This window comes from Pseudomonas sp. GW821-FHT05D12, assembly GCF_059419825.1.
The window spans coordinates 108,189-131,446 of record NZ_JBWKSN010000002.1; the positions used below are offsets into that span (position 1 = coordinate 108,189).

Below are 23,258 nucleotides of genomic sequence, written 5' to 3' on the forward strand. Positions count from 1 at the left end.
GGAAGGACCCATGAAAACGACCTTTGCCGATACGGCGCTACTGAGCATCATTCTGCTGGCGATATTTGTCGTGCCCAGTTCCATTTCCGGCACGGCCCTCGCGCTGCCGGCCATCGGCGCGGATATCCAGGCACCGCTGACCAGCCTGCAATGGGTGGTCAACGCCTTCAACCTGGCGTTCGCCTGCTTTACCCTGGCCTGGGGCGCGCTGGCGGATCGGCTCGGGCGCAAGCGCTGCTTCGTCGCCGGTGCATCGCTGTACGTGGTCGCTTCGGTGCTGTCTGCGGTGGCCGAGAGTGCCTGGCTGCTGGACGCGGCACGGGGGCTGGCGGGCATCGGCGCGGCGGCGATTTTCTCCTGCGGCATCGCTATTTTGTCCACCCACTTCAGCGGCCCGGCGCGGCTGCGCGCATTTGCCCTGTTCGGCACGGTGGCGGGGCTGGGCGTCAGCCTGGGGCCGACCCTGTCCGGCCTGTTGCTGGACAGTGTCGGCTGGCGCGCGATTTTCTGGGCGCATGCGGTGACCTTGGTGATTGTGCTGTTGGGGAGCCCGCTGATTACCCGCGACGGGGCATTGGCGGAGCGCACCGCGCGCTTCGATGTGCCGGGGGCGACGCTGTTCGTGCTGGCGTTGCTGGCGCTGATGGTTGCCATCGTGCAGGGCTCGCAATGGGGCTGGAGCAGCCAGGGCGTCCTCGGCCTGGTGGCTGTGGCGGCGGTGTTGCTGGCGGTATTCACCTGGCAGGAGCGGCGTCATCGCCAGCCGATGCTCGACCTGTCGCTGCTGGCGCGCGGGCCCTTTGTCGGCCTGGCGCTGGTGACGGTCGCCGCGTCATTCGGCTTCGTGACGTTGCTGACCTACCTGCCAAGCTACCTGTTCGGCGTGCTGCAACTGAGCGCGACCCACGCCGGCCTGGCGATGTTGCTGCTCACGGTACCGATGCTGTTTTGCCCGATCCTGGCCGGCAAGTGGGCGGCGCGCGGGGTGTCGGCGATTGGCATCCTCAAGGCCAGCCTGATTGCCTTACTGGTCGGCGTGGTCGCGCTGGCGCTGGTCAGCCAGGTGGGTGTGGCGCTGTGGCAATTGGCGCTGCCCTTGCTGCTGGTGGGCATCGGCATGGGCCTGTCGGCGGGGCTGGTGGATGGGCTGGCACTGAAGACCGTCCCGGAGCAAAAGGCCGGGATGGCCGCCGGGTTGCTCAACACGTTCCGCCTGGGCAGTGAGGCGATTGCCGTGGCCCTGTACGGCTCGCTCCTGGCGACCTTGCTCGACAGCCAATTGCGCGCCACCTTGAGCCGCCTGGCACCGGACCCCGGCACCCTGCAACGCTGGATCGACGAGGTAGCCGCCGGCAACCTGACCGGTTCGCTGCAGGCGCTGGGCACAGAGCAGGCCGGCACCGTGCACAGCCTGTTTATCGGCGGCTATGACAGTGCCTTCCACGGCGTGCTGTGGGTGTTGGCGCTGATCCTGCTGGTGTTGACGGTGGTGGTGACCTGGCTGGTACGGCCACTGCGTGAACAGGAACGCAGCGAGGCGCAACTGGCCGCTCAGTAAGCGCAGTTTCACACTGCCCGCGATGGTTGCGGGCGGTGACTTTACGTGCCTGGAAGTTTATCCAGGGTTATGCAAAAAATGCAGTTTGATGGCTTTTTTTATTCTTTTATCTGGTGATGCCCACTGGGGCAAACTGGATTCACCTGCCCGGATGCAGGTCTACCTCAAACCGACAGGCCCACCACCACTTGTCCGCTGGCGTGTGCAGTCCATGAAGATTATGGACCTATGGACCCGAATGCTTTGCTCAAGACCCGTCTCATCGGCCAGATTTTCCAGCAGCACTACAGCTGGTTGTGCGCGCGGTTGTCCTACCGCACCGGCTGCAGCCACAGCGCTGAGGATATCGCCGCCGAGACGTTCCTCAAGGTGTGGATGCTGCCCGATCCCACTGCGATCCGCGAACCGCGCGCGCTGCTGACCACCATTGCCCAGCGCCTGATGTACGAGAGCTGGCGCCGTCGCGACCTGGAGAGGGCGTACCTGCAGATCCTCGCCGAGGTGCCCGAACACGTGCATCCGTCGCCGCAGGAGCAGTTGATCCTGATCGAGAGCCTGCTGGCCATCGACCGGCTGCTCGATGGCCTCTCGGGGCAGGCCAAGGCGGTGTTCGTACACAGCCAGCTGGACGGCATGACCTACACACAGATCAGTGAACGGCTGGGCCTGTCCCTGGGGCGCATCCACCAATTGATGACCCAGGCCCTGCGAGCCTGTTACCTGGGGTTGAGTGAGTGAGCAAACACCCGTTGAACGACCCGGTGGCCGAAGAGGCCATCGGCTGGCTGGTGCAAATCCAGTCCGGCGACTTCAGCCCCGCGCAGCAAGAAGCGCTGGATGAATGGCGCAGTACCTCGGCGCACCATCGCCAGGTGTACGCGCAATTGATCGCCGGCCTCGACCAACTCAAGGCCTCGCCGTGGCGTGGACGCTCCAGCGCGCAGCTGTTGCGCAGCCTGGAGCAGCCGAGCAGCCGGCGTTCGTTCCTGCGTACCAGCCTGTGTGCGGTAGGCCTGGCGGCGGGCGCGGGCTGGGTCTCGCGTTTCGAAGACGCGGGGCAGTCCTATGCCACGGGTACCGCCGAGCGGCGTACCTGGCAACTGGCGGATGGCAGCACACTCAAGCTGAATGCGCGCAGCCAGGTGCTCGCCACGCTGAAGGGGGAGCCGCGCAGCCTGGAGCTGCGCGCCGGGGAAATGCTGGTGAATGTGCTGCGCCCGCTGCAGGTCGACACCCGCGCCGGCCGCATCAGCGCCAGCACCGGCCGCCTGATGCTGAGCGAGCAGGGCGCCGCGATACGCCTGGTGACCCTGGATGCGGACGCGGTGTTGCACTTCGAAGGCGGCACGCAGCAGCGGGTGGCGATGCACCAGAGCACGCTGTTCGATCACCAGCGCATCCTCACCCAGGTGCCCATGGCCGCCACCGATACCGCCTGGCTTGACGGCTGGCTGGTGGTGCGCAACCAGACCCTGGCCAGCGTGGTCGACGCAATTCGCCCGTATCGCAACGGCATCGTGCGCCTGGACGCCGCTGTAGCCGGTCTGCGCGTGACCGGACGCTTTCCCCTGGACGATGCGCGGCAGACCCTCGAGGCCCTCGAGCAGAGCCTGCCGATCAAGGTGCGGCAATGGGGTGGGGTGGTTGTGTTGATTGGCGCGCGCGCCTGATTGGCGGTTGATGCGCGTGCTGAATGGCTTTAGGATCACGCCCTTTTCAAGGGATTGAAAGCATGCTTGCCAAACACGTTCGCGCGTTCTCGATGCTGGGCTTCAGCCTGGCGCTGACCGGCTGTATTCATTACGAGCACCAGAGCGCAGAAGGAAAACCTGCGGACCAGGTTGCGGTCATCCAGCAGTTCGACAAACACCTGACGATCACCCGTATTGATAACAACGGGACGCTGTTCTGGCTGGGTCGTCAGAACGAATACCGTCTCGGCGCCGGCACCCACACCCTGCAAGCTACCTGGTCGATTGGCGACGGCCGAACCGCGCCCCTCGCAACCACGGTGAGCCTGGTCGGTGGCCGAACCTATGGGCTGTATGGCGAGGCGTCGAAGGGCCGCTGGAGCTATGACATTCGTGATGTCGAGACGGGGCAGAGCGCGACAGTCAAAGCCCCATCGAACTAAGCACCTGCTTCACGGCAACGGGTTGGCCACCGGCGCCGGCTGTTTGCGAAAACGCGACGTGCGCACGTACCGAGCCAGCATCCACAGACCGGCGGCAATCGTGGTCAATATCGCACTGGCAAGTAAATAGCCGAGCACGCGGCCAATTTGATAAGGGGTCAGGAAGCCCGCCAGCAAGATCATCCCCGCATCGAACAGCGGCTTGAGAGTGAGCAGGGACGTGAGGATGGACGCGGCGTAAATCGGCAGGGAGACTACCAGGCGCAGCGCGCCAGACAGGTTGTTCATGCGTGATGTCTTCCATGAGGTGTTGAACGAAGGCCGCATGTTACGGCTTTTTCGCGTTCGGTTCATGCAAGCGTCACAGGTCATGCGGCTTAAATATGCGTAATAATCATATTTATTATTGCCGAATATGCGATTGATGAATTGTTCGCACAGGCCTAGGGTAGTGATCACGGGCCGCCGCTGTGGAATGGCCACCGACCTGCCAAGGATTTTGCCATGCCTTTAGTTCGAATCGACCTCGCCGCCGACACTTCCGAAGCAACCGCTGCCGCCATTGGCGACGTGGTGTACGCGGCGATGACCAGCGTTGCGAATGTGCCGGAGCACGACAAATTCCAGATCATCAATCGGCATGCCCGCGATGAACTGGTGTATCCCGCCGCTGGCTACTTGGGCGTGACTTACACCCCCCAGCATCGTGTTTATCCAGGTCACCTGGAATGCCGGGCGCAGCGTGGCGGTGAAAAAGGCCTTCTATCAATTCATCGCAGAAGGCATTCACGCCAAGACCGGGCTGCGCAAGGAGGATGTGTGGATCAGCCTGGTGGACGTGAAGCGCGAGGACTGGTCGTTCGGCAACGGTGAAATGCAGTACGCACCGACCGAATAAGCAAAAACCGGCGACTCATCCAAGAGTCGCCGGTTTTTTTCATGGGGCCGTCAGCGCCTGCAGAAACTGCGTGTGTTTCAGCGTCTGCGAAAACATCGGCAGTGTGAAGTTTTCCGCCGCCTGCTGTTGTTCCTCGGTAAACGTCGCCGTGCAGTCGGTCAGGGTGACAACGTTGTAGCCTTTCTCATACCCCGAGCGCACCGTGCCCTCGACGCAGCAGTTGGTCAGGAAACCCGCCACCACCAGCGTCTGGATGCCATTGTTGCGCAACACCAGGTCCAAGCCCGTGGTGGCAAAGCCATCCAGCCCGCGCTTGCCTTCGACGACGATATCGCTGCTGTCCTGGGACAGCGTCGCAGTGATCTCGGCGCCCCAGGTGCCCGCACTGAAGGCGTTGCCGTCGGCCACGCCCTTGAGAATCCCATAGTCGCGCGTGGTCAGTTCGGGGTACCCCGCGGCGAAGCTGATCGGCAAATGCACGATCTTCACCCCGAGCTTGCGCGCTTGCTGCACCGTGGTGGCGGTATTGGCGAGCATGTCGGTGGCGTGCATGACGTCTTTGACAGCGTCATGGAATACGCCACCCTGGGTAGTGAAATCGTTCTGGAATTCGATCAACACAAGCGCGGTGGTGTGCGGGTTCATGCGGACTCTCCGAGAGGCGGGCGGTGGGCTTTTAATCGTAGATCAAGTGCGGCCCGGAGGCTGGATTTGTTTGACTGCAGTGCGCTTCTCGCCGTTCGTCCATTGCCCGGCACTCTCGTGCACCCGCTGCCTCTCATGTTTAAGCCCGGATTCCCCGCGCGCCAGACTGGAGAGACAGCATGCACATTGACGAAAAAGCGCCGGGCAACCAATCCCAACAGGTGGTAACGCGCACCACCGACAACGAAACCGGCCCGGACCCGAAGCGCACGGAAGGGGAGATCCCGCTGCCGCCGGAAGACGGTGCGCCGCTTGAAGAAGACATGTCGGACGTGGACGCCGCCGATTCGGTCGCGAGTGAACACCCGGATGCCTGACGACGGCACACCCGTCAGTCGTCCACGGTGAACGTCACCCAGCCAGGGCCATCCGTGGTTCGTTCGATCTCGACGATCACCCCGCCTACGGATGAGCCATCGGGCAGGTTGACCGCGACAAAATTCGGGTGCCCAGGCCATTGAAGGGGCCGGTCGAAGTTCAGGCGCGCGATTGTCGGCTTGCCGCTGCTGGTCAGTTGGATTTCCACCGACTCATTGAGGTGTTCATCTGAAGCGGTGCCCAGATGACGAGAGGCCGTGATGACACTGGCGGTACCCTGGTAATCGTAAGACATGGACTGACCTTTTGTGAGTGGGCGTGGACGCTACGCGCTGAAGTTCTGCTGCGCGCGCTGCTCTAGTGAATAGAGCCCGTGCGCCAACGCATCGTTCAATCGACATCACACAAAGGCCCAGGCGCTGCGCACGCCTGCAATCACCCGCGGCGGTCACAAGGCGCCGGGCAGTTTTTCCTCGATGATGATTTTCATCGCCAGTGGCAGCAGCGCAGGCGTGTCGATCATGTCGTGGGTGTGCAGCAGATAGTCGATGCTGGCCTGCACCTGACCTTCCGGGTCCTGATCGAGTACCAGTGACATCGTGCGTGCGTCGGATCTGCTGCCAAGGGAGTACGCGCTCGATGACGCGACAGTAGGTTGCAGTGCAGACGGTTTTCCTTACCCGTTACCAGATGTTACCGCTCGTCGGAAATTGAGCACTATCAGAGAGTTGGAGCGGTCGATGTACTGCGAAGAATAATCACAGGTGGCTATGCGATCCCTAATTCTTGATATGCCGAATGGACGCGAGCTCGTTGAGGAACTCGATCTTGCGACCGAATTGATGATGTCCATTCCCATCGAATTGGTGGGCGGAGATGAGTGGCTGGAGGCTTTCGCCAGGCAACAGCGCGCCTTCAAGGAATGGCGCTCGTACCTGCATTGCAAGGCCAAACATTCGGTGTATGACATCGCCCGCAAGATTGCCTGAGGCAATGCCTGGCGGGTCAAAAGCGTGGTGTAGAGGCCATTGATAAGGGGTGTGCACGTGTGTTCACACCCCGTCCTGCGAGAAAGGTGACGCTGGCTTCAGGCGGTCGGCCTGACCCGGAAGGCCAGGAATACCGGGCCGTAGGGGAAGGTGCTGACTTCCAGCTCGTCCAGCGGGTTGAGCGTGTGCGTTCGGGCCCCGGCGTTGCTGTAGATAACATGGCTGCTGGACACCGCAATGTTGATCTTGCCAGCCGCCGCCTGGATCAGTGTGGCCTTGAACCCTTCAATCACATCGTCGCCCAGCGTCAGCGTGACGTCCGTGTCGCTGATGACCAGGATCGACTTGCCCGAGTCGGCCATGGTCAGGGCCCTGCTGGCGGTGATCGAGACATTGGTGTGCACGTGCCCGCCAGCGTGGTAACTGACCATCCTGGGGTCTGCAAAGACACGGCTGAAGGTCCCGACGTAATTGACACTGGCGCGCATGTCATCAAATTGCTCGATGACGTAGGTGCCGATGCTGCCGGAGACGTCGGCGTCGGCGTCCAGTGCCCATTTACGTCCCACCATCAGCCCGATCTGGGTGCTGGCGCGCACACCGGCACGCATCTCCTCGAGGAACAATTGGCTGATCTGGCCACCGCCCTTGCCCTGGGCATAGGTGAACCGTGCAATGGAGTGACTGGCCCCGGTAGGGCTGCCCTGGGAAGTATCGACCTCGTAGTCGATGAAGTCCGCCGAAACGACGGTGGTGGTCGTGTTCGCGTTAGGCGCCCAAGTGAAATCCAGCACCCTTCCGGTCTTGACCTGCTCCAGCGTGGTGGTGGGCTGGGACGTTGTGGTCGAACCTGATTGCTTCAAATCATCGGTCATGATGCTCATCCTTAAGTGCAATGCGAGTGGGTGTGGGTCGAGCCATGAAGTGCGATCTGCGCGTGCCGTGCGACTATTGATTTGATCCAGCACGCGCCTCAGTAAAGCAGCATCCGTAGGGCCTTGCCGTGGTTCAACCCGCGACGATAAAACGGCTCGACGCGTGCTCGCTTGATCTTGGTTCCTGGGGCGACAGGTTTTGCTGCTGAAGTCCGCCCAGGCGGCCATGACGACGCGAGCGCCACTCTGGAACTAAAAAACCACCGCCAGGCTCTCAGTTTTATCTTTTCGATTGGGATGAGTCATGAGCATTGGTGCAAGGTTGAAGGCGGAGAGACTGAGGCTGGGTCTATCGCAGTCAGAGATTGGAAAAATCGGCGGCGTCGAAGTGAACGCCCAGGGGCGTTACGAGAACGGCATCCGCCACCCACGCGCGGATTACCTGGCCGAGGTGGCAAAAGCCGGGGTTGATGTACTGTTCGTCATCACCGGGCAGCGCGCGCAGAGCGGCGCTGATGATTCCCTGAAAGCCGTCGAGGCGTTGGACAGCGCCACCGAATGCCTGGAGAAGGCCAGGGAGCTGATTCATTGAGTCTCAGCGACCCACCGCCCATCTCGGGCGCACCTGCTACGCTTTGTTTGAAGGATTATGGACTTTCAACAAGATGACAGGACGTCATGGATAAGCGACTTGCAGGTCTCTCGTTTCTGCTGACCCTCGGCTGGGTAGTCGCCGTGGTGTCGGTCATTTGGTATTTCTACGAAAACTAGGCCACCTGCGCGTACGCAGCTGCCGGTGTGGGCCTGCTGACGGACCATTCGTTGTCACTCAGCGGCGACAAGGACACCCGTTCGGCGCAGGACCTTTTGCATCCAACCCTGAGTAGATGCCTGGCCAGCGTCTCGTCGTCGTGCCACTCCCTCTTCATGACTAAGGACGGTGATCATGAATTTCAAATGCGTGTTTTCCCTCCTGCTATTGGCCGGTTGCGCTTCGCAACCCAATCACCAAGGTGTCAATTGGGGGGAGGGAAGCTGCCCCAAACCAGCCCCTGAAGACGTCTCCGCCACTCACCACCTGATTATCCAGGATGGCAAAACCCTCAAGTGCCAAATCCGTCCATACGTATGGAACATGGCTTGCCAAGGAATCGTCGACGGAGAAACCGAAGGCGTTGTTTGCCAGGATGGTGGGGGAAACCAGATGATTTTCCTGTTCGATAAGAGCGGGGTGCTGACTACGCATCGCAGCCTGAAGGCAGGCTAGGATCGGATTCAAAAAGGATAGCGCATCATATGTACTCTAAAACGTCGTTGATATTGACGGGGCAAGCCGTCTTATTCATGTGCATGCTCGCGACCGGGTGTTCAACGCACAAAGACTCACATTCATTGCCGAACCTTGCGGGTGCACAAGGCACGCTCAAGCTCGCGCAACAGGCAATTTCAGCGTATGAACGAGGCGATAAAGAGCGATGGCAGTCAGTGTTATGCCTTGAATTTGTTGATGACCCGCTGACGGGGTGGAATCAAATGCGTTCGCTGGTGGGTGATATTTCTGAAGTTAGATTGGTAAAGGTGTCTGAGGCATCAAACGCGGGTAATGGATCTGATGCAGACAGCTTTACCAACGTTGTTTATGAAGTGAAATCGCAGCATTACCCCCTTAAAACGCTTCTCCTGAAGTTTTTCCCTACTGAAAAAGATCAATGTGTGGGGTTGGTTTATTAGCCGGAGACAGCGGGCGGCCTGTTAAGGTGTGCCGGCCCCTGCCAGAGCGCATCGGTGATTTCACGCTGAGGCATGACGGTTGATGGCGTATGGGGCGGTAAAATCTACACTTTTTGTTTTTTCAGGGAGATGAAAGAAATGTTCCACAGGTACGTGCGCCCGGTTGGCTATGGTTTGGCGATAGTAGGCACCTTCTCACTGCTGTTTTCGGCGTTCGAGTTGTTTGCGGGAAGAGACACCCTGTTTGCCGTGGCTAAATCAGCTGTATTTGTTGCGCTTGGCATTTGGGTGATCAAGAACTCAGTAAAGGCCTGATACGCAGGATCACTCCGGTGACATCAGCACGGCCAGGGTGAGCTTAATGAACTCTTCGTTTTCGTCGATGGTGTGCAAAGCGCTGCGCACGTTTTCTGCCACTTCAGCGGAACCGCGTTGCTCGACCCAGTTCGATAGCTCCATGACAGAAGCCTCGAGGGCCAGTTGGTTCTCGTAGAGTTTTGATAGCAGGGAGGGCAATAGATCTGAATTTGGCATGGCTGATTCTCCGTGGATGTATCAGCGTAGCAGGTGGTGAAACAGGGACTTTGATTTGAGTCGGCAGAAGGCCGGGAGATGGGAATTGCGGACGCGAGCACTAGAACGTTTTTCAGTCGCTCGGGTGTAATTTCCGACTTATTAGTGGGGAGATCCTAGGCAAGTGCCACAGTCAGCGCGTCTAGCCAATCCCTAGATTTTTGGGAGGCGGGCTGATCTGTCGGCAAATGTTCATCAGCGATATCCCACTTCTCCCCTGGCCAGTCGATAAGTGAGGCTACGAGTCCGTCTCTCAGAGCCTGGAACTGTGAGTAGGTGTTGTTTGGCGTCTGATTGAGCGCGGATTTTAACTTTGTCAGGCGATGCGGCATTGCCACTCCTTGGCATTTCGGAAAGGCACAACGCTACTACGCTACTAAGAGCTCCAGTTACTGGCATTCCATCCACGCTGGATGCCTGGACAGGGCCGGGGTACAGTGCTTGGATTCCAATTTTCACTATCCGCCTGAGTCGCAAGGATGCCCATGCGTAAAATCTTGATAGCTATGTCGCTCGTTATTCAAACGCTCATGCTGGCTGGCTGCTCCTCTGTGTCGACTTTCGACAAGTATGCAACCTTGCGCTTTTATGAGTTGAATCGAACGAACATTCAGTACAGTCGCTTTGATGGTGAGTCAGGCATGCTGAGTTCCAATCCGAATTTTCGGAATAGAATGCTGCCCGCACGGATAGCCGATAACAATCAATGGATGGACTTCACCGATGACATGGGGCGAGTTCTTAAAACGTTTGGGAATACCTTACATCGCGACACATTTCCAGCTGGGCTGGAGCCGATTAAAGAGTTTGTTGCCTGGAGTCAGCTTCCGCCAATTCAGCGCCTAACCATGCGCGATACGTTGAATGCCAAGCCTGAGTTCACATCGATTAAAGCTCGACTTGTGCTTGAACGCGGCACGGATGAGCCGCTGCTTGTTTTTACAGGCAGTTCGCTACCTTGGGAGACAGCCCCGCAGTATGCGATTGACGAAATTAACGCCGTCAGAATGCTGGTTAATGCGCGGATTTGGTATGAGATCTTGAAGTAGCATTCCTTCGAGAAAGTCGACGGCAGATCTGGCAGCCCAGCCCCGCGCAGTGCTTTCGCATAAGCCGTGAGGCACTCAGGACCCACCCGAATACTGTGAGTATTTTCAAGGATGAAAAATGGCAACTCAGTTAGTTAACCACTCCCAAAAGCATCTGGCTGTCCTGATTGACGCCGATAATGCGCCTGCTGCTATCGTCGAAGGCTTGTTTGAGGAGATAGCAAAATACGGAACTGCTAGCGTAAAGCGTATTTACGGTGACTGGACCGTTCCTCAGCTAGTAAGCTGGAAGAAAGTGCTCCTCGACTATTCCATCCAGCCAATACAGCAGTTCGCTTATACCAAAGGAAAGAACGCCACGGACAGTTCGCTGATTATCGATGCTATGGATTTGCTGTATACCCGTCGCTTCGACGGTTTCTGCCTTGTGTCGAGCGACAGCGACTTCACTCGACTTGCGACCCGATTGCGTGAGGAGGGTCTGACGGTCTATGGCTTTGGCGAAGAGAAAACACCTAAACCATTCGTGGCTGCGTGCGATAAATTCATCTACACAGAGTTGCTGCGTGAGGATGCCTTGCTGGCTGGCAATGAAGGTGCCCAGGCCGAGTCTGATACGGGCAAATCGGGAGCGGCTTGCGAGGCACGCAAACGACCCAAAGCACCTATACGGTTCATCGTCAAAATCTTGGACGACATCGCTGATGAAGACGGGTGGGCTAACTTAGGAACGCTGGGCGCGAACATAACAAAGCTGCGGCCCGAGTTTGATCCGCGTACTCATGGGTTCAAAAAACTGAGTGATTCGATTAAAGGGCATCCCCAGGCCTTTGAGCTGCAGGCACGGCCAGCGGCAGGAGGGACAGCGGTCATGTATGCGCGTCACAAATAGCCTGGCTTTAAGCGCTCCCTATTTTCGCAAGAGTAGGGCTGCCGGGTGCTGGGCTTTTTGCATCTGTCACCCGAGTGCTGCAGTTCCGCCAAACCAAAGAGGGGACGTTGTACGGATTTTGATAGCGGCGGTAGCGGTGGTGATGCTGGCGGGATGCACCAGGCCTGGCGAGCTCAAAAGCGGAAAGGCGACCATCAGCGCCTTTTTGGATAAGGCTCCCAAGCACTATCGCTCAGGTGCCACGATTGAAAACGGGGTTCGAGTTGAGTCAGCAGAACGCCGGTAGATGGGATAAATAAGCTCGCCCCGCGACAGCACGAGGCGAGATTGCGGCTATTTTCCGAGCTTCTTACGGACATCGGTAACCATCGGGCCCACTGCCTTCACGGCGTCCTTAAGCTGTTGCTCAGTAACGCCGAACTCTTTGGTCCAGTGCTTTACCTCCCAGGGTTCAGAGGTATTCACGCGAGCTCGGTCCTGAGGGCCACGGTTTTTCAGATCGTCAGACATAATTCCACTCCCTGCGGGTTGGCCTGGAGGCGTCCAGGCGTCTCTCGATAGAGCATTGTCGGTTTAGTGGAGTTCGGTTGGAGTTATGAACGGTTAACTATCGGCAGGACGCCGGAGATGGGAATTGCGGAGCATAAAAAGATAAGGGCCTGCATGAAGTTCATCATGCAAGCCCTTGATATCTTTGGTGCCCGAACCCGGAATCGAACCGGGACGCCCTTACGAGCGGGGGATTTTAAGTCCACATACAAAGATATAGAAAACAGTAGGTTAGGGCGATTATCGGTCCGCAATTGTTTGCGCGGGCCTCGCTTGAAGCCCTTTGTTTTCAAGGGCTCATATTTTATTGCGGAACGAGTTTTCACTTCGTTGGCAGCACTTTCAGGCCTTTACGGCGCCGGATATATTGCTCCGTCATACCGACAGTTGTGTGCCCCAGCTGATCTCTCGCATCGCGAATGCTGCCTGTCGATTCCTCCTTGTCTGTAGCCGCTTTTGCACGAAGGTCTCGCATTTGAAACGCAGACTTTTCAATCCCGGCCTTCATCCTGGCCGCGTCAAATCTGCCTCTGAGCATGCTCACTGTCATCGCTTGGCCGTTGTCCATTACGACGAGTCTGGTTGATCGAATCTTGTGCCCCTTTTTCCTTTCCAGAATGCGGTCAATAACCACCTTCAGCTCTCCTACAACCTCAATGCGGCGTTTAGCGCTGGTCTTCCCTTGCTTGATCAGTAACTGGTTATCCAGCAAGTCACGTTCGTCCATCTTCAGCGTGTCGCCTATGCGCTGAGCTGTGAGGTAGAACAGGTCTAACGCGTCCTTGAGTGGCTGATCAGCGTGCAGGTACACCGCGGCAAACATTTCGTCTTCGACGTAGGTGTCCCGGCCTGTTTCCTTATTTCCTTTGATGCCCGCGCACGGGTTGGCAAGTGAGGTATAGCCGCTCTGACGGGCGAAATTCCAAATGGCGCTGAGCAGCGCCTTCTCTCGGTTGGCGCGAACCTTTGCTGTTTTCGACCGATAACGCAGGTACTGAACGACGTGCTTCGGCTCGATCGCCTCAAGAGGGCCAGGTGGGTCATTGAAAAAGATCAGAAGCTGCTTTAATTCCCTTAGGTTGTCTTTTTGGGTGGCTGAGGACTTAGTAGGCACAACCTCTTCCATGTACTTGTTTGCAACGTACTCAAATGTCAGTACGGCGCCGACGAGGGCACTCGCTGCGCGGCTCTTTTCAAGTCGGGCGTATTCAACGATAGCCGCGCCGTAGTCGGAACCCAGCGCGATTTCCTTTCTCGGTTTGTCGCCTGCATCGTAGTAGTAATAAACCCTTCCCCCGGAGCGCAGTCGCTTTCTCAGCCGGGGGATGCTGCCGGGGTTAGTGGGTCGTCGTGCCATTTACTGAATTCCCATCCTTGGTTGCCATTCGGTCTTTTCGGGCTTTCGTTCTTTAGGGCTGGCCAGCAGCGATGCCGATATTACGCATGGCCAACCGTTCCGTTTGATCGTGTGGCGTATGCCGTTTCGGGATAGAACTTGAATCTGGCCGGCCTTGGTTCTTGCGCCGGTAAGCTCGCAAACATCTTCGTGCGACAGGAACTGAATTCCGTCCATTTCTACCTCCCACTGCCCGTAGTGCGCAGTGTCTTGTCGTTGTTCATGGGGGGTGCCTTGCCGCGCTGGGCGGCAGAAGGTGGGTTAGGTTTTTGCTGCTTTTGCGTGCCCGACGCACACCTTGGTGGGTTCGCCTTCTGCGTCCAGGTGGGCGTGGCACATGAATCCTTTTTGGTCGTGGGCCATGAACTCCGCATCGCAAGTGGTGATGGGCGACTGATTAGCAATCGAGCCCAGCCGATATGCGCACCCGTGACAGGCGCCGGCCGGGTCGCACTTGCTGGCGATCATCACGCCCTGGCAGGCGCCGATGAGTGTCGGCAGGTTCACGCTGGTGAACTTGTCGGGGTGGACCCCGCATTCCTCGATCAGCACCTGGTCACTCATCTCCGCGCAGTTCTCCGCGACCGAGTTGGCCATGCCAATCAGTTGCGCCGTGAACTCAACCAGGCGCTGCGAGCCATTACGCTGCAGGTAGCTGGTCAGCGCCTCTCGCCGCATCGCCAAGTCGAACTGGGCAATGCCTGCCAGGTCCGTGGCATCGCTGCGTGTCATGCTGTATTCACTGTTTGCAGGCATGTCGATACCTCGCCCGCCGCTCACCGGCAGGCATGTAGGGAAATGGAGTGATGGCGTTATGCCTAGATACCTGTGTTGTTGGGATGGGTGTAAAACGGGTATTCAACCCACCCAGTCGCCAGGAGGGCGCGTGCCTCATCAACTAGATGCGCCAATTGCGCACGCTTACCGCGGCCAAACGATGTTTCTCAAATTCGTCTGGCGGCGCCCAAACGACAATGCTCCGGTCACTGCCAAGATCATTGAGCAGGCGCCCATCCATGGCCTTGGCGAAGTCGCCGCCGAACTGACGGGACCCTGGCCCGATTACCCGGCCGCCCTTGATGAGGCGATGGCTGCTGCTGAGCGCTGGGTCGACAGCCAGCTGCCTTGAAGTAGCTCACCGGCAGGCATGTCGGGGGATTGGGGGTTAGGCTGCTGGGTGTTGCGCTGTGTCGCGAAAGACATCCATCTGCGCCGCGCCGTCGAGCCAGGCGGAAGCGATCCGGCGTTCAGCCATTGCGGCATATTCCGGGTTCAGTTCGCACAAGATTGATCTACGACCTTCCTGCATGGCGACCACCGCCGTCGTACCGGCACCGCCGAAAGGGTCAAGCACGATGCCGCCGAGTGGGGCGCCGGCCAGGATGCAAGGGCGAATCAGGTCAGGCGGGAAGGTGGCGAAATGTGCGCCCTTGAAACTGTGCGTCGGCACAGTCCATACGCTGCGTTTATTTCGCTCGGTGGGCATAACGGCGAGGGCAGAGTTCATTGAATCGTTGTCCTTGATTCGCCCCCGCGCTCTTTCTTCGCTGTCGGTACCGTGACCCCAGCCCACGCCGTTTGACTTCCTCGAAACCGCCTTCATGTTGCCGTTGCTCTTGGCCCCGCCATTGGCACGGTCACTACCGATTTGCGCGAGAACGTCTTGCGAGAGTCGGTTGTGGGTGTTGGGGGAGCAAGGTTCAAGGATTGCCGACTGGTCGTAGAAGTATTTCGGCGACTTACTCAGCAGGAAAATATACTCGTGGGCCTTGGTGCAACGGTCGCGGACGCTTTCGGGCATTGGGTTCGGCTTGTGCCAGATGATGTCCTGACGCAGGTACCAGCCATCGTCCTGCAGTGCGAATGCCAGACGCCATGGCATGCCCATCATGTCCTTTGGCTTAAGGCCATAACCCTTTGGGTCAGAAGTCGTTTTTCTGGACCGTTTCGGATGGTTGGAAATTGAATTCCTCTGCATGGCACTGGCGTTGTGCCCACTGTTACCGTGGGTTGTGGTTCGCCCTTCCGCCCCCCAACTGCCGGCGTAGCTGTCACCCATGTTCACCCATGCCGTTCCGTCGTCGCGGAGTACTCGACGCACCTCGCTGAACACATCCACCAAGCGCGCGATAAATTCGGCCGGCGTTTCCTCCAGGCCGATCTGGCCCTCGACACCGTAGTCCCGCAAGCCGTAGTAGGGCGGGCTGGTAACGCACATTTGAACCGATTTATCCGGTAGCGTCCGCATCGACTCAATGCAGTCGCCGATCAAAACGCGATGCTGTTTCATGGCCTGGGCCCCTTGTAGATGAAGACGTAGGCGAACCAGAGGGTGGCGATCATCAGCACTCGCTCCAGTTCATGGCCTGGATGTATTCGCACGGAACCATCAGGCGGTCGGGTGGCACCGTGCTTTCGGTCCTGGTGTCGCCGAAATAGGCAATGGCGGCCTGGGCGCGCTCGAGCGACAGTTGGGAATGACGCACCTGCCAGGACTTGCGCTGCTTGTACGAGCGCAACGCCAGGGCCTTATCGGTGTAGGCGAATCGCCGGCCGTGCTCCCCGCCATCCTTCAGGACACGCTTGCGGTACTGCTTCAGCAGGGACTCTCGCTGCGAGCCAACGAAGAGGTTGTTGTGGAATTCGTCCACGATGTACCAGCACTGCTCGGTTTCGCCGATCACCACGAACTTTTTGCAGGTGACTTCCAGGCCTTTTGGGTCGAGCTCGTCGACGTAGCGATAATGGTCCGGGCCGAGTTTTATCTTTTCCATGGTCGAGCTCGTCCTTGCCGCTATAGCGGCTATCAAATTCATAGAGGGGAGAGGTATCGTTGCCACCTCAGATAGGGAGGTGCGATGTGGTCGTACACGGAGTTGAATACGAGTTTCTTACTGCTTCAAGCGTGACCAAGGGTCATGACGGCCTAGGGATTGAGTGCTGGCGCGGCAACGATATGGTCTTTGAGATATTCAGGAATGACGAAACGCTGCGTTTTGAGGTGACCTTGTTCGAGCAGGATGTCCCTTTAGAATTGCTTCAGTACGCGATCCAAACTGCTCGCGCAAACCTGGGTGAATTTTCGCCGTAGAGCTGCTCCTTGCCGCTAAAGCGGCTGACTTTGAAGGGGGAGGGATGAATAAATATTTGTTGCGTGGTATTTCGTTCAGATTCGTTCAAGTCGCATAATCGCCGCCTAAATATCAGAGCGATTCAGATGAGAAACAGGGGCAAGGTTTTCTGGGACTGGGCGGACCCCGCTCTTCATACCCGATCCGTAGATGAGCGGCAGGCAGATGGCACCTTGCTGAACGTCCAGGTGCGAATGTCGCTTCTCGGAAGAACCGAGTTGTTTATTGGAGTTTACGGGGTAGATGAGAAAATGCTTTTTGAGGAGGCCCCTGAGTCAATACCCGGGGAGACAATGACAGCAGCTCTGGCTAGGGGGCTCGATATAGCGAGACTTAATGCCCCAAACGCTCTGCGGTCAATTTCTATCCGCAAGGCCGAGAAGCTCCCCAGAGCGGGATCCAAGCAATCAAAACGGTAGCTGGTCGACGACATGGAACGTTTATCACTAACGCTTAGTCCTCAGTTAGACGGGTACAACACGGAGTTTCCGGCTAGACCTGTCGCAAGGCGAACTGATGAGCGGAATCGATGACTTCAGATTCAAATCACACCATCTCCTTATTGAGCTTGATGCCGCTACTAGCACAATGATGATGTTGGTTTCATCGAAGGAGGTCGCAGGGGCCATTTGGGACGCTGCTACTCTGCGTCACCATCATGCCTTTGAGGCATGGAACTCCTTTCTTAACTCCCCCGAAAGCCTTTTAGACAATGTGACGCCGCCGGTTCAGTAGCGGCCGTTACTCGGTCATGGGCATTCACAAACGTCATTCCGAGGCGTTCGGAGATCGGGAGGATCGTGCGGGCGCCCTTTGAATGGTCCAGTCCATCGGGGCTGCAATGTCTCGTCGCGCGCTGCCGGGCTGTCGGTCATTTTGGCGAATGCCGGGGTGTTGAGGTCCCCCAGGCCGGTCTTGGCGCGCTGAGGTAAATTAGTTTCATTAGGAACCCTTGCCAATCCATGCGCGGTATTGGAAGGGAGTAACAGAGCAGTTAGAGTTCCGTGATTACCGGGGGAGGGTAATTATGAGCTGCTACATATGCGGAAATAACGTTGCGCCAATCGAACTGCCGGACATTGAGGAGTATCGGTGCCCTGCCTGCGGACGCTACCAGATTACCGGCACAGCAATTGCGCTACTTAAACAGCATTCCTGGGTGTTCGATATCTACCTGGCACGACGATGGATAGCCGATCAACAAGATAGTTACACCACCCCAATAATCGATTCGAATATTGTCACCCGGCTTGTTTACGTCTAAGCGGTCTCCAGTAGGGAATTGCGCGCTTCCTTAGACGTTGGTGTCCTTGCCGGGCCATGCCCGGGCGGTGGAGTGGTGAATTCAGAAAAAAGCGAGACCACACTACGGTCTTGAACGCATGCCGCACGATGGGGCCCTTCTTGCAAAAAAAACTGGGGTTCCACATGAAACAGCTGGTCGCTGACCTGATGTACCAAGTCCTGATCGAACTCATTTTTCGCGGCCTCAGCTGGTTGGCCGAGTGGGTCTCGGCCATTCCGCTGGGGTGAGTTATGCCGCTCGGGCTTGGCGTTGTTCCGTGCGCCATGGATCGTTGGCGCGTGCCAGCGCTGCCATCGGCGGTGGGCTGACGCTGTTGCCGCACATGTGCACCTGTTGGGTCTTGGTAAACGGTTTGCCGTCGGCGCCGTGGCTGATGATGTAGTCGGCCGGGAATCCCTGGGCCTTGTACAGCTCGGACGGCTTGAGCATCCGCAGGCAGATGTCGACGATCACGTAGGGCGTGCCCTTGACCATAACGGTGACCATGGCCAGGCGGTCCTTGGTGGTGATCGTCGGCGCCGGCGAGTCGCAAGCGCTGATGTTCTCGGTGCCGTAGTAGCTGATCAGGAACGCGGCAACCCGCAGGGCACCGGCTTCGTGTTCCGGTGACAGGGTGAGCGACACCAGCGAGCTCTTGCCGCCGCCACCGGCGGTGATGGTGGGCGCCGGATCGTCCAGGCCCTGGCCAATGCTGCCGCCGAATGCCCGCTCCATGAATGCGCTGACTAACCCGTGGTGCTGGCCGCCGGCGCTTACGGTGTGCAGCGGGTCGTTAACATCCCGGGCGTCGCAGTTGCCGCGCAGGTGCACCAGGTTCGCCGCCACCAGCTGCTGCTGGCTACCGGTGTTCGTTACGGTGGTCATCGGGTCTTCGATTCTCTTGGCGGCGGTGGTGTTGAAGCCGCCGTTCATCTGGGCCATGAACACCGTGGAGATGCCCATGGCATGTGCGGCCCCGGCCGGGCGCTGATAGTTGCCGCCGCTGGTGATGGTTGGCAATGGCTCATCCAGCGCCTTGCCCGCGTCATTGAAGCGGAATTTCACCAGGTGTGCCGCAGCGATCGCGCGGTGGTTCTGGGTCATCAGCGTGCCCACCGGCTGGTCCATGCCCACCGGCTTTCCTGAGTACTCCGGGCCGCCGGCGCCAACCATCAACGGGCTGATAAGCGTCAGCTCGCCGCGATTGGCGCAGGTCACCGTCGGCAGCGGATCGAGTGGGTCATTGATTCTGTCGCTGCCCTGGTGCGTTGCCGGGGCGATGATCGGACTGACCATCGAGAAAGCGCCGCCCTTCGGGTAGGAGGTGACGGTGCGCAGCGGCTCGTCGGCAGACTGCACCGTCTCACCTGACCAGTTGGCAATCGGCACAATGAACGGCGACGCGCTGTCGATGACAAACTTCTTCATTCCCTTGGCAACGCGGCGCAGGGTGGCCGGGGCCAGGTCCTTCTTGCGACCGAAAATGCTTTTTCCCAGGTCGGTGAAGTCGATGCAGTCAGCGGCTGTTTTCCACTTTTGCTGACCCTTGGCAGGGTTCTTGGCATGGGTCGGCTCCGGCCATACAATTGGCTGGCCGTCGCACCGGGCGATCATGAACAGGCGCTCCCGGCTGGTGGGCGCGCCGAAGTCGCACGCCTTGATCACCTTCCACTCGACGACGTAGCCCATGCCCTCGAGCAGAGCCACGAAGCGGCGCCAGGTGCGGCCGCGCTGCTTTGGATCGGGAATAAGGAACTGCTGGCCCACCGGCACGACCTCGCCAGGTGCCGCTATATTGCCGTCCAGCTTCACCACTCGCCCGGTGACCTTGTCGCGCTTGGCGATCAGTCGGCCCCATTGCAGGATCTGTTTCACGTTTTCCAGGCTGATTACCCGGGGCCGCTTCTTTCCTCCCCACTTGAGGCCGATCCACGACAGGTTGCGGATCTCGCGCTTACGCGGCTGGCCGCCGGCCGCCTGGCTGTGATGGGTGCAGTCCGGCGACATGTGGAACCAGCCCACGGCCTTACCGCCGCACTCGGTGTCCGGATCACCCTCGAACACGTCGGTGGTGAAGTGCTTCGCGCACGGGTGGTTCACGGTGTGCATGCTGATCGCTTGCGGGCTGTGGTTCTTCGCCACGTTTACCGTGCGGCCCAGGCCCATTTCCAGCCCGGTACCGGCGCCGCCACCGCCGCAGAAGAAGTCGACAACGATCTCATCGTCCTGAGGGTTGAAGCCGAGTCCGTATTGGGTTTTGAAATCGAAGGGGTGTTTCTTCTGTTGTGCGGACATAGGGGATCCTCGCAGGTATATTCGGAGCGATTCGAAATGGAGATGTCAGATGGATCGAAATGAACTGCTTAAAGAGGTGAAAACCTTCAGGTCCGCACTTCACGAATTGGTCAAAAGCGGTTTCTTTTTCCAGATATCGATTAGCAAGAGGTTTCCAGCAGGATGCTGTGATGACTCATCTGCATTGTTGGCAGCGTACCTAACGGACAAGGGACTTCCAGGTGCCCTTAGAATCTCTGGGGCATGTGGTGGACACAGAGGCGAGCTTGGCTCTCACGTCTGGCTAAAACTTGGACAGTTACAGATAGATATCACTGGCAGCCAATTTGAGGAGTACAGCCAGCCCGAGATACTAATTTCCGAGCAGGATGCCTTTCTCAGTACATTTGAAATGACGGATGAGCCAGAGATAGCAGACTACCGCGTGAAGTTTTCTGGTGATCCGCGATTCAGGGGGTACTTTTCTGAAGCATACAAAGCACTCGCATCTTACTTGCCGCCATCTGGCGCTGTTCAGTGATATGGGGTATTACGGGAGACCGGCATGGAGCCGGATCAAGGAGAGATAGATGCTTGTGATTCGTGAAGATCAGATCGAAGAGACCGCGCTGAATGGCTACTCGCACATCTACGTGGGGAATCAGCTTGCGCAAGATGCCACCCTGATCCACAGGGCAAAAGTAATTGCACCACTAGTCTCGCCGCAAGCTGAAGGCCAGCCCCTGATCAAGGAGGCGGTGATAGCCGTTGACGACCCGAACGAAGAGGCCGTCGAACGTATTCAGGCCAAGGTTCTGGCCAAGCTGGAATCCTACAAGCAGCAAGCGGGTGTTTAGGCGGTAGCTCGCTTGAGCTGATCGGTGAGCTGGGTAGGTAGCCCGCGGAGCGTTAGCGTGCCGCCGGCTTCGTCGAACTCGATCTTGTCGCCCAGCAGGTGCGCCTCGAAGCTGATCGACATGCCCTCGGCCCGGCCAGTGAAGCGCCGGAATTTGTTCAGGGTGTTCTTGTCCGGGGGGAGGGTTTCGGAAACCCCGTAGTCCTTCGCCTTGATGAAGTCGTAAAAGCTCTTCGGCCGGTCTTCGTCGATCAGGCCCGACAGCTCGTCCAGGGTGATCGGTTCGCCCAGCTTGGCCTGGGCCATGGAGTAGCTGACCAGGGTGTTGGTCTTCTCCCGCGCCGATTCCTCGCCAAGATCCTCGCTTTCAACAAAGTCGCTGAACGCCTTCAGCAACGTTCGGGTTTCGCCTGGGCCGTCGATTCCTTCCTGGCAGCCGATGAAGTCGCGGAAATAGTCGTTGAGCTTCCGGCCCTGCTTGCCCTTCAGGTACGAGATGTACTGTTTCGACTGGTGGTTGGCCTGCCACTCGCTGATGTTGATGCGCGCGGCCAAGCGGATGTGATCCAGGTCCAGGCGCTTAACTGTCATCAGGGCCAGTTCTTCGGTCATGGTCACCGCTTCGGTTTCCTGCACCAGGGCAATCATCAGGTAATCGGTCATGCCTTGTTGGTAATGGCAGAAGAGGGCGTGCCCGCCGGTGGTGAGGTTCGATTCTTCCATCAGCTTGGTCAGGTGTTCGACGGCCGTGGTGCTGAACGACAGGAAGTGGGTGACGCCAGCCAAGTACTTGCCGAGCCAGCCGCTGAATGGGTAAGCGCCTGACTCTTGGTGGAAGAACCCCCAGCCCTTGCCAGCCGTGGCGTTGTAGCTTTCGTTGAGCAGGCTCATCAAGTCGTCGCGGGCTTGGCTTTCGACCTGCTCGGATGTGCCCAGGAACAGAACGGCCGGGCTGCCGTTGGGCTTCTTGTCAATCTTGTGGATGATGCTGTGGCGGATGGGCATTGCTTTTACCTCGGGTAGGCGCCGCCCTCCGTGACCGGTGGTGGCAATTTGGTTTGGGTTGGTGTTTGATACGAGGCGGCCGACCACAGTCTGTCTGGCCTAACCACAAGGAATTGGAAATGTTTGAACAGCAAGAGCTACTGCAGCAGCTGGGTGATCCATATACAAACAAGGTCGTCGAGCGCTTCAATAAGTTTGCATTCGTACCGAAAGACCTTATCGACAGCCTTGCCGTTGATGCGCTTTCACAGAACTGGGGTGCGGATAACTACGTTCTCAAAAAGTATCTGGCTGTACACGTAGCATGGAGCATTGAGCAGGGCAGATATACCGAAAGCTCTAATCAGTTTTATGTGACAGCTGGGCACCTTCAAACTCGCTACGGCACCCCGCTCTATTTGGCTTTTGCCAAAAACAGGAACCCTGGGCGCGAGCCTTATTATGTTGTAGCTGCAGGCTCAAAGATTTCCGCTCCCCAACTGCCAATACCTCCTGATATACCAAACGAGCCAGAAATCCCTGCTCGGGCTGAGATCGTGATGATGCATGACCATATTCTGGGTGATAATGCCGGCCGGTTCCCGTGGCTAGCACAAACGCCTAGAGTTGCCCAGATGTGCGCAATTTCTGGTGCAATCCAATGGTCTATAAATAGAGGCCTTCACCTTCCACAGTGGTACTTTGGGAAAATGACCTATGTCGTTCCTTTGTATTTACAGTCAAGAGAGGACATTACTGCTGCTCCGGATTTGATCGCTCCCGTCCAAGTTAATCCAGACAGCCTTCTTGTACGGACGGTGCTTCTTCCGCATATGTCGTACGGTAATTCCCGCGTTGCCGTTAAGCGTCATGATCAATTGCCGCACTGGTTGATATCAGCGTGGGAAGTACATGCTGATGAGATGACCGAGGCTGAGATTGATAACCCTGAAGTTGAGAGTGCGGAATAGCCCGTAGCTTCGTCTTGCTTGGATCGAGGGAAGAGGCGTGTTATTCGCTATACCACTTTCTGGTGAATCATGAGCTTGCTCTTTCGCTGC

General features: G+C 58.1%; 31 protein-coding genes and 1 pseudogene. 18 read left to right on the forward strand and 14 right to left on the reverse strand.

The annotated features are described in order from the left end of the window. Positions 1 to 10 precede the first annotated feature (10 nt). The 4 genes from AC07SI_RS03405 to AC07SI_RS03420 all read left to right on the forward strand — a co-directional run bounded on the left by AC07SI_RS03405 (position 11) and on the right by AC07SI_RS03420 (position 3,692). Positions 11 to 1,558 carry an MFS transporter gene (locus AC07SI_RS03405; protein ID WP_065908320.1) on the forward strand — a complete coding sequence of 516 codons (1,548 nt, stop codon included), beginning with the start codon at positions 11 to 13 and terminating at the stop codon, positions 1,556 to 1,558. A gap of 228 nt (positions 1,559 to 1,786) precedes the next feature. Beyond that, a complete protein-coding gene (locus tag AC07SI_RS03410) occupies positions 1,787 to 2,296 on the forward strand; it encodes a sigma-70 family RNA polymerase sigma factor (RefSeq protein ID WP_105696888.1) in 510 nt (169 codons plus the stop codon). Then, on the forward strand, positions 2,293 to 3,228 hold the full coding sequence (locus tag AC07SI_RS03415) for a FecR family protein (protein WP_120448698.1): 936 nt from the start codon (positions 2,293 to 2,295) through the stop codon (positions 3,226 to 3,228). The genes AC07SI_RS03410 and AC07SI_RS03415 overlap by 4 nt, the downstream gene beginning before the upstream one ends. Positions 3,229 to 3,290: 62 nt before the next feature. Next, the gene (locus tag AC07SI_RS03420) at positions 3,291 to 3,692 is read left to right on the forward strand and encodes a hypothetical protein (RefSeq protein ID WP_282396099.1); all 402 of its coding nucleotides are present in this window, start codon (positions 3,291 to 3,293) and stop codon (positions 3,690 to 3,692) included. Between the two features lie 9 nt (positions 3,693 to 3,701). Here AC07SI_RS03420 and AC07SI_RS03425 read toward each other — a convergent pair whose 3' ends face one another. Beyond that, the gene (locus tag AC07SI_RS03425) at positions 3,702 to 3,980 is read right to left on the reverse strand and encodes a hypothetical protein (RefSeq protein ID WP_106803754.1); all 279 of its coding nucleotides are present in this window, start codon (positions 3,978 to 3,980) and stop codon (positions 3,702 to 3,704) included. A gap of 418 nt (positions 3,981 to 4,398) precedes the next feature. Here AC07SI_RS03425 and AC07SI_RS03430 point away from each other — a divergent pair, with 418 nt between their 5' ends. Continuing rightward, positions 4,399 to 4,590 (forward strand): tautomerase family protein, encoded by a 192-nt coding sequence (locus AC07SI_RS03430; RefSeq protein WP_495005098.1) that lies wholly within the window; start codon positions 4,399 to 4,401, stop codon positions 4,588 to 4,590. Between the two features lie 39 nt (positions 4,591 to 4,629). Here AC07SI_RS03430 and AC07SI_RS03435 read toward each other — a convergent pair whose 3' ends face one another. After that, the gene (locus AC07SI_RS03435) at positions 4,630 to 5,235 is read right to left on the reverse strand and encodes a cysteine hydrolase family protein (RefSeq protein ID WP_106803756.1); all 606 of its coding nucleotides are present in this window, start codon (positions 5,233 to 5,235) and stop codon (positions 4,630 to 4,632) included. Positions 5,236 to 5,414: 179 nt separating this feature from the next. Here AC07SI_RS03435 and AC07SI_RS03440 point away from each other — a divergent pair, with 179 nt between their 5' ends. Beyond that, a complete protein-coding gene (locus AC07SI_RS03440) occupies positions 5,415 to 5,612 on the forward strand; it encodes a hypothetical protein (protein WP_065908330.1) in 198 nt (65 codons plus the stop codon). 14 nt (positions 5,613 to 5,626) lie between these two features. Here the strand turns inward: AC07SI_RS03440 and AC07SI_RS03445 are convergent, their stop codons facing one another. Continuing rightward, a complete protein-coding gene (locus AC07SI_RS03445) occupies positions 5,627 to 5,908 on the reverse strand; it encodes a hypothetical protein (RefSeq protein ID WP_065908332.1) in 282 nt (93 codons plus the stop codon). Between the two features lie 153 nt (positions 5,909 to 6,061). Next, positions 6,062 to 6,211 carry a hypothetical protein gene (locus AC07SI_RS03450; protein ID WP_495005099.1) on the reverse strand — a complete coding sequence of 50 codons (150 nt, stop codon included), beginning with the start codon at positions 6,209 to 6,211 and terminating at the stop codon, positions 6,062 to 6,064. Positions 6,212 to 6,458: 247 nt separating this feature from the next. On the opposite strand from AC07SI_RS03450, the gene AC07SI_RS03455 reads away from it, so the two are divergent. Beyond that, entirely contained in the window at positions 6,459 to 6,602 is a 144-nt protein-coding gene (locus tag AC07SI_RS03455; protein ID WP_226939958.1) for a hypothetical protein, read from the forward strand. Between the two features lie 98 nt (positions 6,603 to 6,700). On the opposite strand, the gene AC07SI_RS03460 is transcribed toward AC07SI_RS03455, so the two are convergent. Then, positions 6,701 to 7,477: a hypothetical protein gene (locus tag AC07SI_RS03460; RefSeq protein WP_177343964.1), complete on the reverse strand. Its 777-nt coding sequence runs from the start codon at positions 7,475 to 7,477 to the stop codon at positions 6,701 to 6,703. A 304-nt stretch (positions 7,478 to 7,781) separates the two neighbouring features. Between AC07SI_RS03460 and AC07SI_RS03465 the strand changes: the two are divergent. The 4 genes and pseudogenes from AC07SI_RS03465 to AC07SI_RS03480 form a co-directional block, all read left to right on the forward strand. After that, positions 7,782 to 7,970: pseudogene (locus tag AC07SI_RS03465) on the forward strand (helix-turn-helix domain-containing protein); the annotation flags it as partial. Between the two features lie 453 nt (positions 7,971 to 8,423). Next, the gene (locus tag AC07SI_RS03470) at positions 8,424 to 8,744 is read left to right on the forward strand and encodes a hypothetical protein (RefSeq protein ID WP_495005100.1); all 321 of its coding nucleotides are present in this window, start codon (positions 8,424 to 8,426) and stop codon (positions 8,742 to 8,744) included. Positions 8,745 to 8,773: 29 nt separating this feature from the next. Then, positions 8,774 to 9,208: a hypothetical protein gene (locus tag AC07SI_RS03475; protein ID WP_495005101.1), complete on the forward strand. Its 435-nt coding sequence runs from the start codon at positions 8,774 to 8,776 to the stop codon at positions 9,206 to 9,208. 72 nt (positions 9,209 to 9,280) lie between these two features. Next, complete coding sequence (locus tag AC07SI_RS03480) at positions 9,281 to 9,523, forward strand: hypothetical protein (protein ID WP_065908353.1); 243 nt, start codon at positions 9,281 to 9,283, stop codon at positions 9,521 to 9,523. Positions 9,524 to 9,532: 9 nt separating this feature from the next. Here AC07SI_RS03480 and AC07SI_RS03485 read toward each other — a convergent pair whose 3' ends face one another. Continuing rightward, positions 9,533 to 9,742 (reverse strand): hypothetical protein, encoded by a 210-nt coding sequence (locus AC07SI_RS03485; protein WP_065908355.1) that lies wholly within the window; start codon positions 9,740 to 9,742, stop codon positions 9,533 to 9,535. 524 nt (positions 9,743 to 10,266) lie between these two features. Here AC07SI_RS03485 and AC07SI_RS03490 point away from each other — a divergent pair. Both AC07SI_RS03490 and AC07SI_RS03495 read left to right on the forward strand, forming a co-directional pair. Further along, positions 10,267 to 10,830 carry a hypothetical protein gene (locus AC07SI_RS03490; protein WP_495005102.1) on the forward strand — a complete coding sequence of 188 codons (564 nt, stop codon included), beginning with the start codon at positions 10,267 to 10,269 and terminating at the stop codon, positions 10,828 to 10,830. A 118-nt stretch (positions 10,831 to 10,948) separates the two neighbouring features. Beyond that, positions 10,949 to 11,722 carry an NYN domain-containing protein gene (locus AC07SI_RS03495; protein ID WP_495005103.1) on the forward strand — a complete coding sequence of 258 codons (774 nt, stop codon included), beginning with the start codon at positions 10,949 to 10,951 and terminating at the stop codon, positions 11,720 to 11,722. Between the two features lie 333 nt (positions 11,723 to 12,055). Here the strand turns inward: AC07SI_RS03495 and AC07SI_RS03500 are convergent, their stop codons facing one another. The 4 genes from AC07SI_RS03500 to AC07SI_RS03515 all read right to left on the reverse strand — a co-directional run bounded on the left by AC07SI_RS03500 (position 12,056) and on the right by AC07SI_RS03515 (position 14,399). Continuing rightward, a complete protein-coding gene (locus AC07SI_RS03500) occupies positions 12,056 to 12,232 on the reverse strand; it encodes a DUF3606 domain-containing protein (protein WP_106803766.1) in 177 nt (58 codons plus the stop codon). A 361-nt stretch (positions 12,233 to 12,593) separates the two neighbouring features. Further along, positions 12,594 to 13,628 carry a tyrosine-type recombinase/integrase gene (locus AC07SI_RS03505; protein ID WP_065908357.1) on the reverse strand — a complete coding sequence of 345 codons (1,035 nt, stop codon included), beginning with the start codon at positions 13,626 to 13,628 and terminating at the stop codon, positions 12,594 to 12,596. Beyond that, entirely contained in the window at positions 13,629 to 13,844 is a 216-nt protein-coding gene (locus AC07SI_RS03510; protein ID WP_083221485.1) for a DUF4224 domain-containing protein, read from the reverse strand. 84 nt (positions 13,845 to 13,928) lie between these two features. After that, entirely contained in the window at positions 13,929 to 14,399 is a 471-nt protein-coding gene (locus AC07SI_RS03515) for a hypothetical protein (protein ID WP_083221486.1), read from the reverse strand. 154 nt (positions 14,400 to 14,553) lie between these two features. Between AC07SI_RS03515 and AC07SI_RS03520 the strand changes: the two genes are divergently transcribed. Beyond that, positions 14,554 to 14,796 carry a hypothetical protein gene (locus tag AC07SI_RS03520; protein ID WP_065908359.1) on the forward strand — a complete coding sequence of 81 codons (243 nt, stop codon included), beginning with the start codon at positions 14,554 to 14,556 and terminating at the stop codon, positions 14,794 to 14,796. 36 nt (positions 14,797 to 14,832) lie between these two features. Here AC07SI_RS03520 and AC07SI_RS03525 read toward each other — a convergent pair whose 3' ends face one another. Further along, positions 14,833 to 15,957, reverse strand: coding sequence for a DNA-methyltransferase (locus AC07SI_RS03525; protein WP_495005104.1), 1,125 nt, complete (start codon positions 15,955 to 15,957; stop codon positions 14,833 to 14,835). 52 nt (positions 15,958 to 16,009) lie between these two features. Continuing rightward, positions 16,010 to 16,441, reverse strand: coding sequence for a hypothetical protein (locus AC07SI_RS03530; protein WP_495005105.1), 432 nt, complete (start codon positions 16,439 to 16,441; stop codon positions 16,010 to 16,012). An 86-nt stretch (positions 16,442 to 16,527) separates the two neighbouring features. Between AC07SI_RS03530 and AC07SI_RS03535 the strand changes: the two genes are divergently transcribed. Then, positions 16,528 to 16,758 (forward strand): hypothetical protein, encoded by a 231-nt coding sequence (locus AC07SI_RS03535; RefSeq protein WP_495005106.1) that lies wholly within the window; start codon positions 16,528 to 16,530, stop codon positions 16,756 to 16,758. A gap of 1,574 nt (positions 16,759 to 18,332) precedes the next feature. Here AC07SI_RS03535 and AC07SI_RS03540 read toward each other — a convergent pair. After that, positions 18,333 to 20,378: a DNA cytosine methyltransferase gene (locus tag AC07SI_RS03540; RefSeq protein ID WP_495005107.1), complete on the reverse strand. Its 2,046-nt coding sequence runs from the start codon at positions 20,376 to 20,378 to the stop codon at positions 18,333 to 18,335. Positions 20,379 to 20,427: 49 nt separating this feature from the next. On the opposite strand from AC07SI_RS03540, the gene AC07SI_RS03545 reads away from it, so the two are divergent. After that, positions 20,428 to 20,898 carry a hypothetical protein gene (locus AC07SI_RS03545; RefSeq protein ID WP_495005108.1) on the forward strand — a complete coding sequence of 157 codons (471 nt, stop codon included), beginning with the start codon at positions 20,428 to 20,430 and terminating at the stop codon, positions 20,896 to 20,898. A 49-nt stretch (positions 20,899 to 20,947) separates the two neighbouring features. Further along, positions 20,948 to 21,214: a hypothetical protein gene (locus AC07SI_RS03550; protein WP_495005109.1), complete on the forward strand. Its 267-nt coding sequence runs from the start codon at positions 20,948 to 20,950 to the stop codon at positions 21,212 to 21,214. Here the strand turns inward: AC07SI_RS03550 and yejK are convergent. Next, positions 21,211 to 22,218 carry a nucleoid-associated protein YejK gene (gene yejK / locus AC07SI_RS03555; protein WP_495005110.1) on the reverse strand — a complete coding sequence of 336 codons (1,008 nt, stop codon included), beginning with the start codon at positions 22,216 to 22,218 and terminating at the stop codon, positions 21,211 to 21,213. The two genes, AC07SI_RS03550 and yejK, sit on opposite strands and share 4 nt — an antisense overlap. A 119-nt stretch (positions 22,219 to 22,337) precedes the next feature. Here yejK and AC07SI_RS03560 point away from each other — a divergent pair, with 119 nt between their 5' ends. Then, a complete protein-coding gene (locus AC07SI_RS03560; protein ID WP_495005111.1) occupies positions 22,338 to 23,168 on the forward strand; it encodes a DUF3825 domain-containing protein in 831 nt (276 codons plus the stop codon). Positions 23,169 to 23,258 lie beyond the last annotated feature (90 nt).